This is a genomic window from Sporosarcina ureae (assembly GCF_002082015.1).
GTDB classification, from domain to species: domain Bacteria; phylum Bacillota; class Bacilli; order Bacillales_A; family Planococcaceae; genus Sporosarcina; species Sporosarcina ureae_A.
This window is the reverse complement of the sequence record NZ_CP015109.1, coordinates 3,048,928-3,066,028: the sequence shown is the minus strand read 5'-3', so window position 1 is coordinate 3,066,028 and position 17,101 is coordinate 3,048,928. Positions and strand designations below refer to the sequence as shown.

Here is a 17,101-nt window from a genome sequence, read left to right as displayed (position 1 = left end):
TGTAATTACCCGCCTTTTTTTGTGGTACGGTACATCTGAAACTCTCCTGAAAAAACAGGCTCACTTTCCACTGTTGACAGGACATCGACGACCGTACTTTTATTTTTCAAGGTTTCTTTGCGCACAGTAGCACGAGACACTACACGATCACCAGCTCTCACCGGCTTTTGAAAGTGCAGTGAAGAACGGACTGTCAAAGCCAAATCATCATCCAAGACTGCTACAGCTAATGAGTTCGCCTGCGCAAATAAATGATGACCTCTGGCAATGCCATTTCGTTTAAACACATGCACATCCTGTACGTCAAAGATCGAAATTGCTTTATCGTCCAATTCCACATCAATAATTTCTCCAAATATTTCTTCTGCTTGCATAGACTTCACTGTACCTGACATTTGTTGTGACGCTACGGATTTCAACCGCTCTCGTAATTCGGGAATATGACACTCTAAACGATCTAGCCGCACGGTTTGAATGCTGACAGAAAAATGCCTGGCAATGTCTTCATCTGTTAGAAAAGGATCTTCTTTAAGCAGCTTTACGAGTAATTGTTGCCTCTCCTGTTTCGGAACTCTCAATTACTACACCCCTTCAGATTAGCACTTGGTATTAATACTAAGTATATAAAGAGGTAAATCAGATTGCAAGCGGTTATCAATTTACTACGTTGCACTTCTATCAATCTATACGCTTATCAGTGAGTGCACCTGACTGTTCTAAACGTCCGCGTAGCGTAGCATATTCATCATTTGTCCAAAACGCACCTGAATTCAACAAGCGCTCCGCATCCTCGCGCGCTATAGAGAGTGCTTTGAAATCATGAACCAAGTCTGCCATTTTAAATTCTGGCATTCCACTTTGCTTCTTGCCAAAAATATCTCCCGATCCGCGCAGCTCCAAATCCTTTTCAGCTAAAATAAATCCATCGTTCGTTTCTGTCATCGACTGCATCCGCATCTTTCCTTCTTCTGTAGACGGATTAGCGAGCAATACACAATATGATTGATCGGATCCTCGCCCAACACGTCCCCTTAATTGATGTAACTGTGCTAGACCGAATCTTGTTGCATCATAAATCAGCATGAAAGTCGCGTTTGGTACATTGACACCTACTTCTACAACTGTAGTGGAAACTAGGACATGTAACTGTCCTTCACTGAACTCCCGCATGACCTGATCCTTTTCAGCTGAAGGCAATCGACCGTGCATCAAACCTATCGTATAGCGACCAGCGAAATAATTGCTCAATTCCGCATGTACTTCCACTGCGTTTTGGACATCCAATTTATCGGATTCCTCGATCAATGGACAAATGACGTACGCCTGCCTTCCTGCACGTAATTCTTTCTCCATCTTCTGTAACACAGGTATTAAGGATTCTTCTTTCAACCAATGAGTTTCAATTTCTTTCCGCCCTGCCGGTAATTCGTCTAAGACTGAAACGTCCATTTCGCCAAATACCGTAATGGCTAGTGTTCTTGGAATAGGGGTTGCAGTCATGAATAATACATCCGGGTTTAAGCCTTTATCTCGCAATACACGACGTTGTTGCACGCCGAAACGGTGTTGTTCATCCGTCACGACAAAGCCCAGTTTATGAAATTGTACTTCAGGTTGGATCAGCGCGTGCGTTCCGACCAGCAAGTCAATCTCCCCAAGCTCCAGGCGTTCCAATAACTCTCTTCTCGCTTTCGCTTTTGTAGATCCAGCGAGAAATGCGACAGTCACACCGAATGGTTCAAACCAATTGGCTAATAATTCAGCATGTTGTTCAGCCAATATTTCCGTTGGTGCCATCAACGCTCCTTGGAATCCTGCTGTCACCGCTGCATACAGAGCGATGGCCGCCACAGCTGTCTTGCCTGATCCCACATCTCCTTGCAGCAAACGGTTCATACGAAGTGGCGATTTCAACTCTGCACATAATTCATTCACCACACGCTTTTGCGCATTTGTTAATTCAAATGGCAACGTATTGATGAATTTTTTCAGCAAGTCCAAGTCATATTGAATAACGAGCCCTTTTTCCTGTTCCTTACGCAGTTTTTTCATCCCTTGAATTTTCAATTGAAACAGCAATAATTCTTCATAAACAAAACGTCTGCGAGCATGCTTGACGTCTTCTGCCTCAGTTGGGAAATGAACCATCTCTAGGGCTTGTGCTATAGAAGGTAGCTTGTATACTTCAAGCATTTCCTGCGGCAATGTCTCTTCTATAGATTCAGCTGTTAAGTCTATTACAGTGCGCATATAACGCCGAAACGTTTTCTGATGCATAATTCCCTTCAAACTATAGACCGGCTCAAAATCAGTCTGCCCACCGGTATGTAGACGATTCACCGTAATCGTCTGGCGTCCTCGATCCCATGCACCAGTAACATTTATTTGCATTCCCGTGAATAGACGGTCTTTTAAATAGTGCTGATTGAAAAATACCGCTTTCACTAAATGATGGCCGACCAATAAACGAACTTGCATTCTTGACCGGTTTTTTCCCGAATAAAAGACGGTCGGTTCAGACTCTACCCGACCTTCTACGGTGACACGTTCGCCATGTGGTGTTTCAGTCAAATCCCTCATCCGAAAATCTTCATGGCGATACGGGAAAGTATACAATAAATCCTCAATCGTCAAAATCCCCAACTTTTCAAATTGTTCAGTTGTTGCTTTGCCAATTCCTTTTACTGTTCCTACACTGTTCTTCAAGATGTTCTCCATATGAAAACTACCTCCTTTCCATACTTGGTTAGAAAACGAGTGTTCTTCTTTTCAGTTTACCATGAAAAGACAGGAAAATAAAAACGTTGCCCCTACTTACAGGACAACGTAATGTATTTATTCAACAGAGATAATATATGGATAGAGCGGTTGTTTTCCAGCGTACAATTCTATATCCACATGCTCAAATTGATCTTCAATATAACCACTAATCTTTTCTGCTTCTTCAGTTGTCACATCTTCACCATAAATGATCGTGACAATTTCATCTTCTTCATCAATCATGGAAGAAATGAGATTTTTCGTCACATCTTCCAATGAAGAATCTGAACTAGTGATTTTGCCTTGGGCGATTCCCATAAAGTCATCCTTTTGGATCGTTACACCATCAATGGATGTATCACGAACAGCGTAAGTGACCTGACCAGTTTTAATAGCAGAAGACGCTTGTAACATCGCTTTCGCGTTATTCTCTACAGTTGCTTCAGGATTAAATGCTAAAATAGCCGCTAAGCCTTCTGGAACGGATTTCGTCGCCACAACTGCCGCTTCAATCTCCAATACTTCAGCTGCTTGCTCAGCAGCCATGATGATGTTTTTATTATTGGGCAAGATTAACACTTTTTCTGCACCGATTTCTTGAATCGCTTTAACGATATCCTCCGTAGAAGGATTCATCGTCTGTCCACCCTCGATCACGGCTGATGCCCCGATACTTTTTAGAAGTTCAGCGATACCTTCGCCCATCGAAACCGTTACAATCGCATATTTATGCTGAACCGGCTTCGATGTTGATGCGTCATCTCGATCCATAATATCACTATGTTGCTCACGCATATTATCGATCTTCATCTTCGTTAATGAACCATACCTCTGTCCGTAAGACAAGGCATCTCCAGGTTCTTCAGTGTGAATATGTACTTTTACTACTTCATCATCTGAAATGACAAGCAGTGAGTCGCCAAGTTCACTTAAATCTTGACGGAACATGGCTTCATCAAATGGCTGATCGAGCAACTTAGCAGAATCCAATTTGACCATAAACTCCGTACAGTAGCCGAACTCAATGTCTTCTGAATTCATGAAACCTTGTATACTGCGATGATGCTCTGTCATAACTAGGTCATCCATTGAGTGCATCACTACCTTCTTAGGTAAGTCTTCACCTTTTAGGCATGCCAAAAACCCTTCATACACATACACTAGACCTTGTCCACCACTGTCTACTACCCCTACCTCTTTTAACACAGGCAATAGATCCGGCGTTCGTTCCAATGAAGCTTTGGCTTCTTTCACAATAATTTCTAGTAATGCAGTTAAATCCGATGAATCTTCTATATGCTCAACTGCCGCGTTAGCTGCATCTTTAGCAACAGTCAAAATGGTTCCTTCTACAGGTTTCATAACGGCTTTGTAAGCTGTATCCACACCGTATTGAAGTGCTTCTGCAAATTGCTTGACGTTGACTTCCGCTTCATTCTCAATTTGCTTGCTGAATCCTCTGAATAACTGGGATAGTATTACACCAGAATTTCCACGAGCACCCATAAGCAACCCTTTTGAAAATGCTTGTGCCGTCAAACCGATATGTTCCTGCGCATTTCTTTCTGTTTCTTTTGCACCCGATGTCATGGATAAATTCATATTCGTTCCCGTATCACCATCAGGCACCGGGAATACATTTAAAGAATCCACATAATCCGCATTTTGACTAAGATGATGCGAACCCATTTCTACCATCTTCGCAAATTGCAATCCATTGATTGAAGTCATTGACTTAAAGGCCTCCTTTTACACGTTCGTTACACGAACTCCCTGAACAAAAATATTTATAGAACTTACTGATAGCCCTAACGTCGTTTTCACTATATATTGCACTTTAGATTGTACTTGATAGGCCACTTCAGTGATTTTCGTGCCATAGCTCATGATGACGTAGATATCGATATGGAATGCATCGCCCTCGTTACGCACAATTACGCCGCGAGAATAATTTTCTTTGCGAAGAATTTCTGTAAGTCCATCACGAATTTGATGCTGGGAAGCCATCCCTACAATTCCATAACACTCGACCGCAGCCTCTCCGACTACTTGCGCAATTACATCATTTGTAATATCGATCGTACCATGCTCATTTTTCAGTTCGATTGACATTCCTCTTCTCCTCCCCATCTCTAGACACATCATACGTACATTATACGGGAATTCATCAGGAATGAAAGTATTGAAACCGTTAAAATATAGTGTAAAGGAAAAAACCTTGAGAGTACCAAAATAAAATGTTGCATCGATCCGACGCTTATGATAAAGTACTATGGTATGCGAATTGTAACGTGAATCGCTAAATAATTCACGAGGAGGAACTAAAATGGCTAAACAATGTGTTATTACTGGACGTAAAGCTCGTTCTGGAAACACTCGTTCTCACGCTCTGAACTCTAGCAAGCGCACTTGGGGCGCTAACCTTCAAAAAGTTAGAATCCTAATCGACGGAAAACCTAAACGCGTTTGGGTATCTGCAAGAGCTTTAAAATCAGGCAAAGTACAACGAGTATAATCAAAAGCTGAAGACGGCGTTTAGCTGCGACAGGCACTGGAGGGCTTGAATATAAAGGCGTTTTTTGCCTTTATCTTCAAGACTGAAGTGTCCCGAGCGGCTGCCGTCTGAAGCTGGATATGATGTAATGCTGAAAGCGCCGGGTAGCCTCGACTGATGTTGGAGGAATTACCATAAAGGCGCTTTTTTGCTTCCCTAAAAAAGAAAAAACACAAAGCACCTTCTTAGGCGCTTTGTGATTTTTCTTTTTTGCGTTTTTTTGTCTTGGCGGCTTTTGGATTGGCAGCAACGGTCGATTTAGTACGGCTGTCCTTTTGGAAAGCTACTGCGCACTTTCTCACGATGTTACTGACAAACTTCGGAAGCGTGAATGTGTATACTCGCAAATCCCCCAACTCCTTTCAGGAATCTGAACTCCTTACCATTAAGCATATGCCCTCACGGAAAGAGATAGTACAAACATCCGCCACTGTTTCGTTACTTGTAAAACGAGTTACACCCATTTCTAATCGTTCATTCACCGTTTCGTATTTAAAACCTGTCAACGTCAGCCCTGTGACGACGGGGCCAAACGAGAAAAAGGAAGTATACGGATAGCGTGAATCTTTCTTTACACGTCTCACGCCAGGTAGCATGACACGGATATCATTTGTAGTGTTGTGTATCTTGAATTTCACTTTCCGATTTTCCGCTTGCATACGATACAATAAATGCAAAGCAGACTGTAAGTGATCCAAGCGACCACCCGTCACGCCAGTTAAGATAATATAATCAGGTTCATATGCAAGTGCTCGCTGTACAGCCAGTTCTGTGTCTGTCTCATCTTTATCCTCATTCGCGCGATGGACAATTTCTACATTCGAGTTAATCTTATCAAACTGCTCTTGCGTCACAGAGTCAAAGTCGCCAACTGCTTCATTGGGCTGAATTCCTTTTTCCAATAAATACAATGCACCACGGTCTACACCGATATACACAGTATCTTCTTGATCGTATTCAGCTAAGTCAACCACTTCTTCTTTAGGTCCTGCTGCACACACGATGGCATACTTCATTTCGCCATCACACTTTCACCTGCTGATTTAATAGCTTGGAGAGCTTGTGCACGATCTTCTTTTCCGTAAATTGCAGAACCTGCAACAAAAATAGTCGCACCCGCTTCTACACAAGGTTTGATGGTTTCTTCGTTAATACCGCCATCAATCTCAATTTCAATAGATAGATTTCGTTCGTTGATGATTTCAGAGAGTTGCTTCACTTTTGGTAAGACGGAATAAATAAACGATTGTCCGCCAAAACCTGGATTGACTGTCATGAACAATACCATGTCAATATCTTCAAGGACATGTATGATTTGTTCAACCGGCGTGTGTGGATTCAACACAACGCCTGGTTTTGCACCTGTCGATTTGATCAATTGCAATGTTCTATGCAGGTGAGGACATGCTTCTACGTGCACAGTAATATAGTCCGCGCCAGCTGTCGCAAAATCCTCAATGTAAGCGTCCGGATTTTCAATCATCAAATGGACATCAAGCGGTAACTTTGTCAATGGACGCAACGCCTCGACAACGATGGGACCCATTGTAATATTCGGTACGAAATGTCCGTCCATTACATCGATGTGAATTAGTTCGGCTCCTGCTTTTTCTACTTCATTCACTTCTTCACCAAGTCTTGCAAAGTCTGCAGCTAAAATAGATGGTGCAATTTTAATCATAATCAATACCTCGGCTTTCTATCCGTAATTTCTTGCAAGAACAGCAAGTAATTCTTATAGCGATTTTCTGAAATCATTCCTTCTTCCACTTGTGCTTTCACTGCACAACCTGGTTCTTTCATGTGGAGACATCCTCTAAATTTACAATTTGCTCCCGCTTCTGAAATCTCTACGAAATAATCCCGTAGTTCTTCTTTTTCAATATGTTCGAAATCTAAGGAACTGAACCCAGGCGTATCTGCTACCAAACCGCCCGCCACTTCCAGTAACTCTACATGACGTGTAGTATGTTTCCCTCGTCCAAGCGCATCTGATATCACACCGGTTTTTAGTTGCAGTTCAGGTAATAGTGTGTTCAATAATGTAGATTTCCCCACACCTGACTGACCTGCAAGTACGGTAGTTTTATCACTGAAATACGGGCGAAGAGTTTCAAGCAATGAATGCTTATTCTCTACATTGCGCAGAATCGTATATCCGATACGTCGATAATATGCAAGGTTTTTTTCATTCTCTTCTAGTATTTCGGGATTGGCGAGATCTTCTTTAGAAATGTATAAGATCGGTTCCAACTGATGTGATTCTATGACCGTTAAGAAACGGTCTAGTAAACGAAGACTCATATTGGGTTCCACGACCGAAAAGACCAGCAACACTTGATCTACATTGGCAATGGGCGGTCTCACTAACTCGCTCTTCCTATGATGAACATCTGTAATCGTCGCATCATTGGCTCCGTCAGGAACATACGTAACGAAGTCCCCCACCAAGGGACTAATTTTCTTTAAACGAAAAACACCACGGCTTTTACATTGAATTAATTCCCCATTATGCTCTACGTAATAGAACCCACTGATTGCTTTACGAATTTGGCCTTCAGCCATCGAACTCCTCCTCTATTCCAAATCTGTGTAGTTGAACTTATCTTCCTCTATCACGGTTTGATCACGCATAATTTTATATCCCCCGCGCTCTCCTTCTTGAAGTTCGATCGTAATCTTGCGTGTCGTATCTTCAGTAATCTCGAACTCCTCAATAGGGTCATTCATTGTGTGCGTGCGATCCTGCACATAAATCTGGACGTTCTGAGGAACGAGTTCCGGATGAGGTTTCGGGTCTTTTTCTGCATCTATTTCGTCTTCCTCATCATCTTCATGTTCAGCTTCTGGTTCGTCGGGATAGTTATACGGAATGGTCACAGTCTTCACTAACAACTTAATCGGCTTGGAAGCAGGACCTTTCGAAATGACAACGTCCACTCGTGCCCCTTTTTCCAATTCTTCTCCTTTAGAAGGTTTCTGAGAAATCACATATCCTTTATCGACTTTATCCGAATGTTCTTCCCTGACAATGTGGATTTTCAGGCCGGATTTTTTCGCATAGTCCTCTAATTGTTTGGCAGACATGCCCGATAAATCATCAAGTGATTGCAACTCTTTGCCTTTACTTACAGTGAAGATCAACTCCGTTTCTTCAGGAATGACAGATTGATCTGCTTCAGGCTGTTGGCTAAGAATAGTTCCTTTTGGCTCGTCAGAAAAGACTTCTACTGATTCAATGGATAAAAAGCCGTAGCCATTTAAAAAGCGTTTAGTTGCTTCAAAATTACGCCCCGTATACTCACTAAGCACCATCGGATCTTTCCCTGCGCTGATAAATAATTTTACGCCGTCTCCTTCTTTACGTTTCTTTCCCGCTTGAGGGACTGTTTTAATTACTTGCCCTACTGTGTATTCATCTGACGTTTCTTCAAAACGCTCATCTATGACAAAGCCCTCTTTTTCAAGTATCTCTGTAGCGACAAGTTCTTCTTCTCCCACTACTTCAGGTACAATGATCTCTTTCGGTTTCATCATCATTACTAATAAAAATGTCAGAAACGCGAGAAGCAATATGCTACCTGCTACTACAAACGGCCATTTCTTCTTTTTCTTTTTCAATGGTGCTACTGGTTCGGGTTTTACAGGAGCGATTTTCATAGTTTCTTCCGCAACAGTAGAATTTGGGACGTCTTTAATAGCGGGGATAGCCATGGTCTTATCATCATCAAATGGTAAAGTGAATTTACTTTCATTCAAACGATCAGGAGATAAAACAGTTAGTAAATCATCATACATATCATCTGTAGTCGCATAGCGATAGGTTGAATCTTTAGCTGTTGCTTTTAAAATGACATTTTCTACACTTTGAGGTATGTCAGGATACTGTTCACGGACAGATGGCGTTTCTTCCTGTAAGTGCTTTAACGCAATCGCTACTGCCGTCTCCGCTGAAAATGGTAACTCCCCTGTCAGTAATTCATAAAATACGATACCGAGTGAATAGATATCTGATCGTTTTGTCGCCATACCGCCTCTAGCTTGCTCAGGTGATAAATAATGAACAGTTCCAATAACAGAGTTCGTCTTTGTATGTGCGGTAGAATTTAAAGCCATCGCAATTCCAAAATCCGTTATCTTGACATCTTCCCCACCGTTCATCAAAACATTTTGAGGTTTAATATCACGATGAATAATACCATTATGATGAGCGTGTGATATGGCGGATACAAGCTGTTTCATAATAGATACAGCGTGTTCTGCAGACAATGCACCATACGTATGAATATAGTCTTTTAATGTTTTACCGGCTATGTATTCCATCACCAAGTAATGGAGTTCATTTTCCTGGCCGACATCAAAAATATTTACAATATGAGGATGTGTTAAGCTCGTAGCTGAAAGTGCTTCTCGCTGAAAACGTTTTTTTAATTCCTCTTCATTACTAAAGTCATAATGCAGAACTTTGATCGCTACATCACGGTCAAGAATAATATCGTGCGCCAAGTAAACTCTGGACATACCCCCGTCGCCAATCACCCGAATAATTTCGTATCGTTTACCGATTCGTTTTCCAATCATACGGGAGTCACCTCAATTTCGGGAATAGCCAGTAGTATTACGGTAATATTGTCTTCCCCACCACGCTGGTTCGCCAAGTCTATAAATTCATCCGCTTTGTTTGCTAATGAATTTTCATTCAATATAATATCAAGCATGGTTTCCTTTTCGATCTTATTGCTTAACCCATCCGTACAAAGTAATAGAAACGAGTGTGATAGTAACGGAAATGAATAGCGGTCAGGTACGATCGATTTCTCTGAGCCTACCGCCTTCATAATCCAATTACGCTGCGGGTGCACTTCAGCTTCCTGTTCCGTAATTTCACCGCTATCTAGCAACACATTAACAAATGAATGGTCTTTTGTTATTTGACGAATCGCTTTGCCTGTCACTTGATAAATCCGACTGTCTCCCACATGAAAAACTACGCAGTGATCATTCAATAGTAGCGCGACGTCTAGCGTAGTCCCCATACCTTTATACGCGTCATCTTCCTGCGCAGTTGTGTACAAAAACTGGTTAATATCTACCACTGCATCATACAGCAAGTCAATCCAATCTTGCTCCGTTACTACTTCATCGTCCGCGGACATGAATTGCTCGCCTATCATACGCACTGCTGTGGCACTAGCATAATCTCCGCCCTTATGACCGCCCATTCCGTCTGCAATGACTGCGAGTATCGTATGCTTTTTTGCATGAACGAAAACGGCGGCGTCATCTTCATTCACCGTACGTTTCCGTCCTGTATCTGAGCGTATTTCATATTCCATAGGCTACCCTCCATTCCAATTGGTCAGGTTAGTTGATTCTTTGTAAAGTCGCTACAAAAAATCCGTCACTTTGATAGTCGTGCGGTAATATTTGCAAGTGGCGGTGTTCACTGTCATTTTCTAGAATAGGAAGCGGAACGAGTGTGAAGTCTGGCTGTTCTCTCAAGAACCATTCAACAATTTCTTCGTTCTCCGATTTATCAATCGTACATGTACTATAAACTAAGAGACCGTCTTTTTTCACCAACTGACAGGCAACTTCAAGTAATTCTTTTTGAATGACTGTTAGTTTTTCAATGTCTTGTATAGTTTTTTTATATTTAATTTCAGGCTTTCTACGAATAACCCCTAATCCACTACACGGTGCATCCACTAACACTCGGTCGAAAGATTGAGGTTCATATGTTTTCAATAACTCTCGACTATCCCCACTATTTGTATGGATGGTAGTCAATCCAAGACGCTCTGCATTTTGGTCAATTAAACGTAATTTATGAGGGTGCAGATCATGTGCTTGAATTTCTCCTTCATTTTTCATACGTTCTGCGATATGTGTGGTTTTACCACCAGGAGCCGCACACATATCCAGTACACGCATACCTGGTTCCACTTGTAATGCGATAGCTGGAAGCATGGAGCTCTCATCCTGAATTGTCAGCAAGCCTTGTTTAAACACTTCTGTAGAAGCGAGGTTGCCTGACTCCACTTGGATACTACTGTCAGATAGAGTACCAGCTATTGCTGTAATCCCTTCTTTCTTCAGCAAGCCAATTACTTCGCCAATATTGGTTTTCGTTCTATTGATTCGCGCAGTTGTGATGGGCGGTTGATTATTGACAACTGCCGCAGCCGTAGCTTCTTCCATGCCGTATTGCTCAATCCATCTTCGAATCAACCATTCAGGGTGACTTGTCTCTATAGACAATCGAGTGACAGGATCTTCAATTTCATCCAAAGAAGGTACACCTTCACGCAAAATCGAACGCAAAATTCCATTGACCATGGATGAAACACCTTTATGTCCTCGCTTATTGGCAATTTTTACTGCTTCATTGACAACGGCATGCTCGGGGATTTTAGATAAGTAAATGATTTGATAAACGGATAGTCGAAGTAACTGACGTACCCATGGTTGTAGCTTCCCTCTAACAAATGGTGCTAAATAATAATCCAGTGTCATTTGTTGTTGTAATGTACCATACGTTAATTCCGTCAATAATGCACGGTCTTTTGGCTGAAGATCATAGATGTCAATGGTTTTATGAAGCAGTAAATTACTATACGCTTGCTCTTCTTCTATTTGCATCAACATAGATAAAGCTGCGTCACGTACATTGCCGCGCCAAATTTTCTTTTTATAATTTGTCATTCAAATTTGTCTCCCACTTGCCATTTTGACCCGATTCCATTTAAGAATACGGTAGCTGTCATGCGTTTTTTTCCAGCTGGTTGTAAATCGGTAATGGCTAACGCGCCCTCACCTGTCTGAACAATAATACGGTCTTTTTCCAGACCGATGATTTCTCCAGGCGTTGCATCTGATACTTGCTCCTCCACCTGTGTCCACCAAATTTTTACTTGATCACCAGCAAATTTTGTATAAGCGACAGGCCACGGGTGTAGCCCCCGTACTTGGTTATAGATCGAACGAGCTGGACTTGTCCAGTCAATTCGTTCCTGTTCTCTCGAGATATTTCTAGCAAACGTCACTTGTGTCTCATCTTGTACTATACGCTCGTTCGTGCCATCAATAATGGAAGGTAACGTTTCTTTTAATAATGTAGTTCCTGCTATAGACAATTTGGTAAACATCGTTCCCGTATCGTCTGTTTTTTCAATTGGAGTGGTGACTTGTGAGATGATATCACCTGCATCCAGTTTCTCCGCCATGTACATAATCGTAACGCCCGTTTCTTTCTGGCCATCCATAACTGCCTGATGAATCGGTGCACCGCCACGATAGTTAGGAAGTAAAGAAGCATGAACATTTATACAACCGAGTTTCGGTGCTTCGAGCAGTTCATTCGGAAGCAATTGTCCGAATGCAGCTGTCACTATTAAGTCCGGCTTCAGTTCGAGGATTTCCTGCAACTCTGCAGAGCCTTTTAGCTTCTCAGGCTGAATGACAGGCAACCCTAAACGCATTGCTTCTTCCTTGACAGGAGGTGGTGTCAATACGCGCTTACGGCCGACTGGACGATCCGGTTGGGTCACGACAGCCAGGATTTCATATCCTTCGTTATATAGCATCGTCAAAACACCTACAGAAAATTCAGGCGTTCCCATGAATACGATTTTTGTCATTCGTCATCCTCCTCTTCATCTTCGAATTCAGATGGATCCACGACACGTTGAATCTTCTTGTCGAATAAAATTCCATTCAAATGGTCGATTTCATGCAGGATTGCACGCGCTTCATAGCCTTCCGCTTCTAATTCATATAGCTTACCATCACGTTCTTGTGCCTCAATGCGCACATGGAAAGGACGCTCTACTTCTCCGAATAATCCAGGAAAACTTAAGCATCCTTCTACTTCTACTTCGGACCCTCCAGTCGCTGTGACGACTGGATTGATCATTTCGATAATATCTTGTTCTTCGTCGAAGTCTACAATCGCCACACGAATAGATTTACCAACTTGTGGAGCTGCTATGCCAACGCCATCATGTTCAATCATCGTTTCATGCATATTATCAAGTAAGACACCCAATTCATCGTCAAAAACGGTCACTTCCTCACATGGTGTTGTGAGAATAGGTGATGGGTGCTGTATAATTTTTAATATAGTCAAAATAATTTCCTCATTTCTTCGAAGGGAGGTTAAAAGATCGATGTTGGTTCACGGTTAATCGACATGACCAAGCCGTCTTTTGCCCAACTTGTTTTATAGTGTTTCAAAAGTTGTTGCAGAACCGGTATAAGTGCGGGTTCATGTTTGTATTTTATCAAACTTTGATAGCGATATCTATTGTTGAGGCGACTGATAGCGGCGGCTGTCGGTCCAATGATAACTGTACCTTGAGATAGACGCTCCGCGATAAATTCAGTGCCTTTATGTGCATAGTCAGCGGCTTTTAATACATCTTCATGACTGAACTGGATAACCGTTACAAAATAATATGGAGGATAACCGAGTTGCCTTCGTCGATCCATCTCCATTTCATAAAAAGGAACATAATTCTGCGTTTTGGATAATTCAATCGCGTAATGCTCAGGGTCATACGTCTGAATAACTACTTCACCTGGTAGATGATCACGTCCCGCTCTTCCGCTCACCTGCGTCAATAATTGGAATGTTTTCTCGGCAGCACGGAAGTCTGCTAAATGAAGCGATGTGTCAGCCGCCAATACGCCAACTAACGTGATACGTGGAAAATCCAGTCCCTTGGCTATCATTTGAGTTCCAAGTAAAATGTCTGCTTTTCCTTCACCAAAATCATATAGCAAACGTTCATGAGCGCCTTTTGTATTCGTCGTATCAATATCCATCCGAATTACACGGGCTTCAGGGACTAATTTATATAATTCCTCTTGCGCTTTTTGTGTTCCTGTTCCGAAGAACCGAATATGCTCACTTGTACATTCTGGACATTCGGTAGGTACTCGTTCTTCATGACCGCAATAATGACATTTCAAACTCTCACTTGCGCGGTGGTATGTCAATGAAATATCGCAATTTGGACATTCAACAACCGTCCCGCAATCACGACAGAGCACGAAACTCGAAAATCCACGTTTATTAAGCAGTAGGACAATTTGTTCTTTTCGTGCCAATCGTTCACGAATCCCTTCGGCAAGCGCCAAAGAAAACATCGAACGATTTCCTGATTTGAGTTCTTCGCGCATATCCACTACTTCAACACTCGGCAATGCTTGATTTTTCGCTCGTTTTGATAGAGTTAATAATGAATACACACCTTTGGAAGCTCGAGCATAAGTCTCCAATGAAGGTGTCGCACTTCCTAATATAACAGGACACTGATAGTATTCAGCGCGCCAAATAGCTACATCTCGTGCATGGTATCGCGGAGATTCTTCTTGTTTATAGGTGGTCTCATGTTCTTCATCCAGAATTAGTAATCCCAAATTCGAGAAAGGAGCAAAGACTGCTGAACGTGCACCAATCGCAACTTTCACTTCACCACGATGAATTCTACGCCATTCATCATATTTTTCACCAGCGGATAAACCACTATGCAAGACTGCAACTAATTCTCCGAATCGGCCTTTAAATCGGGCTGTCATTTGAGGTGTTAAAGCGATCTCAGGTACTAACACAATCGCTTCTTTCCCTTGCTTTAACACATGATCGATAGCCTGTAAGTACACTTCCGTCTTGCCACTACCCGTAATTCCATGAAGTAAAAATGTTTCTTGAATGTTCTTGTCACTTGACTGTTCAATAGCGGAAAGGGCTACTTGCTGTTCGTCTGTTAGTTGTTCTGGTTTACCGCTATCAAGCATTTTGGGTGATTCTAATTCACGGTACACTTCAACTTGTGATTGTTCTACTATCTTTTTATCCACAAGTGATTTCAAAACAGTAGCTGTAACGCCGGATTCATCGAGGATTTTGCTCGCTTCTACTGATTCTGTCGGATGCAACAACAGCCAACGAAGTAGTTCTTGTTGTTTTTTGGCATTTGGATGTACTTCTTCCAACGCTGTTTCCAGTTGTTTCGCATCTGGCACATGAATCATGCGTACTTTTTTCATTTTAGTTTTCTGTTGGATTGCCGTATCAATTTCGACAACCCCTAGTTTATTGTATTTCTTCACTTCATTTAATAAATTCGCATCTTGAAGTACTTTCAATGTGACTTGCTGGCGATTGCCCAAAAATGAGCGGAACGAGTCATCAAGCTCCTCTGGTTTGACCACAGTCATGACCTTTTCGTATTTAGCACGCATAGCCGCTGGCAACATGACTTGTAGTGCATCGATTTCATAAGCAATTGTTTCCGTTGCCATCCATTTCGACAATGCTAATAATTCAGTAGATAGCACCGGCTCCAAATCTATAATTTCGGCTATCGATTTGATTTTATTATGATCCAGTTCGCTTTCCTCTTTAATACCCGTCACATAGCCAGCAACTTTTCGTGGACCAAAAGGAACTTTGACCCGTAACCCTGGCTCCATTACATGTTCCCAATCAATAGGAACCGCATAATCAAACGGCCGGTCAATTGGATAAGCTGCTACATCTACAATGACTTCAGCGATCATGCAATGGACTACTTTCTTGCTGAAGAATGGTTTCAAATAACTGTTTGGCCAGTTGCACTTTCGGCATAGCGGAAAAAGGAATTACTTCTCCTTCTCTAGAAAGCAAGGTCACAACATTTGTGTCACTACCAAAACCGCCACCAGGGTCGGTAACATCATTGACGATGATATAATCCAGATTTTTAGATTCTAATTTCTTCTGTCCGTAAGCAATCGCATCTGTCGTTTCTGCTGCAAAACCAATGAGCAATTGATTCTCTTTACGCTTTCCAAGTGTCTGTAAGATGTCGGTCGTCCGTTCCAATTCAAGTACATCATCGCCATCTTTCTTCTTCATTTTCTGGCCATGTATGTTTTTCGGTCGATAGTCTGCAACAGCTGCCGATTTCACTACAATGGAGGCATCATCATACTGACTGACTACAGCATCGAGCATTTCAGCTGCACTTTCCACATGCATCACTTGAACGCCTGTCGGAACCGGTAGCTCGACAGGCCCTGAAATTAATACAGTATGAGCCCCCAGCTTCTGTGCCGCTTCCGCCATCGCGTACCCCATCTTGCCACTTGAGAAATTCGATACATAACGGACAGGATCTATACGTTCGCGAGTCGGACCAGCTGTAATGACAACTTTTTTCCCACGTAAAGGTTGATGGGATACTTCAGTAAAGTGATGGCTAATTAATTCAGTAATTTTTTCAGGCTCTTCCAAGCGACCTTTACCTACATAACCACAAGCCAAAAAACCTTCTGACGGTTCAATAAACTGATAACCATCCACATGTAATTGATCAATATTGCGCATAACAGCGGGGTGGGCATACATATGTACGTTCATTGCAGGCGCAATCCAAACGTCTGCTTGTGTTGCAAGTAAAATAGTGGTCACCATATTGTCAGCAATTCCGTTTGCAAGCTTGCCGATTACATTAGCTGTAGCAGGCGCTACGACTACTAAATCGGCCCAGTCTGCTAAATCAATATGCGCGATGACGCGAGAATCTTTTTCATCAAATGTATCAAAATATACATCATTGCGTGACATCACTTGGAAGGATAACGGTTGAACGAACTCTTTCGCAGAATCAGTCATTACGACTTTTACATTCGCGCCTGCCTGACTTAACTTGCTGACCAACGCAACAGCTTTATACACCGCGATACCACCTGTGACGCAGAGTAATATATTTTTATTATCTATCTTCATGGAGCCCTCTT

General features: G+C 42.1%; 16 protein-coding genes. 1 reads left to right on the top strand and 15 read right to left on the bottom strand.

What is annotated here, in order from left to right; translation table 11 throughout:
• Positions 1-5 precede the first annotated feature (5 nt).
• The 4 genes from fapR to SporoP17a_RS14820 all read right to left on the bottom strand — a co-directional run bounded on the left by fapR (position 6) and on the right by SporoP17a_RS14820 (position 4,872).
• A complete protein-coding gene (gene fapR, locus SporoP17a_RS14835; protein WP_083035400.1) occupies positions 6-578 on the bottom strand; it encodes a transcription factor FapR in 573 nt (190 codons plus the stop codon).
• Positions 579-678: 100 nt separating this feature from the next.
• Entirely contained in the window at positions 679-2,718 is a 2,040-nt protein-coding gene (gene recG, locus SporoP17a_RS14830) for an ATP-dependent DNA helicase RecG (RefSeq protein WP_083035399.1), read from the bottom strand.
• Between the two features lie 117 nt (positions 2,719-2,835).
• The gene (locus SporoP17a_RS14825; RefSeq protein ID WP_083035398.1) at positions 2,836-4,491 is read right to left on the bottom strand and encodes a DAK2 domain-containing protein; all 1,656 of its coding nucleotides are present in this window, start codon (positions 4,489-4,491) and stop codon (positions 2,836-2,838) included.
• 18 nt (positions 4,492-4,509) lie between these two features.
• Positions 4,510-4,872: an Asp23/Gls24 family envelope stress response protein gene (locus SporoP17a_RS14820; protein WP_029052333.1), complete on the bottom strand. Its 363-nt coding sequence runs from the start codon at positions 4,870-4,872 to the stop codon at positions 4,510-4,512.
• A 214-nt stretch (positions 4,873-5,086) separates the two neighbouring features.
• Between SporoP17a_RS14820 and rpmB the strand changes: the two genes are divergently transcribed.
• Entirely contained in the window at positions 5,087-5,275 is a 189-nt protein-coding gene (gene rpmB / locus SporoP17a_RS14815) for a 50S ribosomal protein L28 (RefSeq protein ID WP_029052334.1), read from the top strand.
• 224 nt (positions 5,276-5,499) lie between these two features.
• Here the strand turns inward: rpmB and spoVM are convergent, their stop codons facing one another.
• Genes spoVM through coaBC form a run of 11 tightly spaced genes read right to left on the bottom strand, consistent with a single transcriptional unit; the run spans position 5,500 to position 17,090 of the window.
• Positions 5,500-5,661: a stage V sporulation protein SpoVM gene (spoVM, locus tag SporoP17a_RS16815; protein WP_099638033.1), complete on the bottom strand. Its 162-nt coding sequence runs from the start codon at positions 5,659-5,661 to the stop codon at positions 5,500-5,502.
• A gap of 15 nt (positions 5,662-5,676) precedes the next feature.
• Positions 5,677-6,330: a thiamine diphosphokinase gene (locus tag SporoP17a_RS14810; RefSeq protein WP_083035397.1), complete on the bottom strand. Its 654-nt coding sequence runs from the start codon at positions 6,328-6,330 to the stop codon at positions 5,677-5,679.
• Positions 6,327-6,995 carry a ribulose-phosphate 3-epimerase gene (rpe, locus tag SporoP17a_RS14805; protein WP_083035396.1) on the bottom strand — a complete coding sequence of 223 codons (669 nt, stop codon included), beginning with the start codon at positions 6,993-6,995 and terminating at the stop codon, positions 6,327-6,329. The genes SporoP17a_RS14810 and rpe overlap by 4 nt, the downstream gene beginning before the upstream one ends.
• Before the next feature lie 2 nt (positions 6,996-6,997).
• Positions 6,998-7,879 (bottom strand): ribosome small subunit-dependent GTPase A, encoded by an 882-nt coding sequence (gene rsgA / locus SporoP17a_RS14800; protein WP_083035395.1) that lies wholly within the window; start codon positions 7,877-7,879, stop codon positions 6,998-7,000.
• A gap of 12 nt (positions 7,880-7,891) precedes the next feature.
• Complete coding sequence (gene pknB / locus SporoP17a_RS14795; RefSeq protein ID WP_083035394.1) at positions 7,892-9,895, bottom strand: Stk1 family PASTA domain-containing Ser/Thr kinase; 2,004 nt, start codon at positions 9,893-9,895, stop codon at positions 7,892-7,894.
• A complete protein-coding gene (locus SporoP17a_RS14790) occupies positions 9,892-10,650 on the bottom strand; it encodes a Stp1/IreP family PP2C-type Ser/Thr phosphatase (RefSeq protein WP_083035393.1) in 759 nt (252 codons plus the stop codon). Before SporoP17a_RS14790 ends, pknB begins: the two co-directional genes overlap by 4 nt.
• A gap of 28 nt (positions 10,651-10,678) precedes the next feature.
• Positions 10,679-12,019, bottom strand: coding sequence for a 16S rRNA (cytosine(967)-C(5))-methyltransferase RsmB (rsmB, locus tag SporoP17a_RS14785; protein ID WP_083035392.1), 1,341 nt, complete (start codon positions 12,017-12,019; stop codon positions 10,679-10,681).
• Positions 12,016-12,954, bottom strand: coding sequence for a methionyl-tRNA formyltransferase (gene fmt / locus SporoP17a_RS14780; protein ID WP_083035391.1), 939 nt, complete (start codon positions 12,952-12,954; stop codon positions 12,016-12,018). Before fmt ends, rsmB begins: the two co-directional genes overlap by 4 nt.
• The gene (def, locus tag SporoP17a_RS14775; protein WP_083035390.1) at positions 12,951-13,442 is read right to left on the bottom strand and encodes a peptide deformylase; all 492 of its coding nucleotides are present in this window, start codon (positions 13,440-13,442) and stop codon (positions 12,951-12,953) included. The genes fmt and def overlap by 4 nt, the downstream gene beginning before the upstream one ends.
• 29 nt (positions 13,443-13,471) lie before the next feature.
• Positions 13,472-15,880, bottom strand: a complete 2,409-nt coding sequence (gene priA, locus SporoP17a_RS14770) for a primosomal protein N' (protein WP_083035389.1) — start codon at positions 15,878-15,880, stop codon at positions 13,472-13,474.
• Positions 15,870-17,090, bottom strand: a complete 1,221-nt coding sequence (gene coaBC, locus SporoP17a_RS14765; protein ID WP_083035388.1) for a bifunctional phosphopantothenoylcysteine decarboxylase/phosphopantothenate--cysteine ligase CoaBC — start codon at positions 17,088-17,090, stop codon at positions 15,870-15,872. The genes priA and coaBC overlap by 11 nt, the downstream gene beginning before the upstream one ends.
• Between the last annotated feature and the right edge of the window lie 11 nt (positions 17,091-17,101).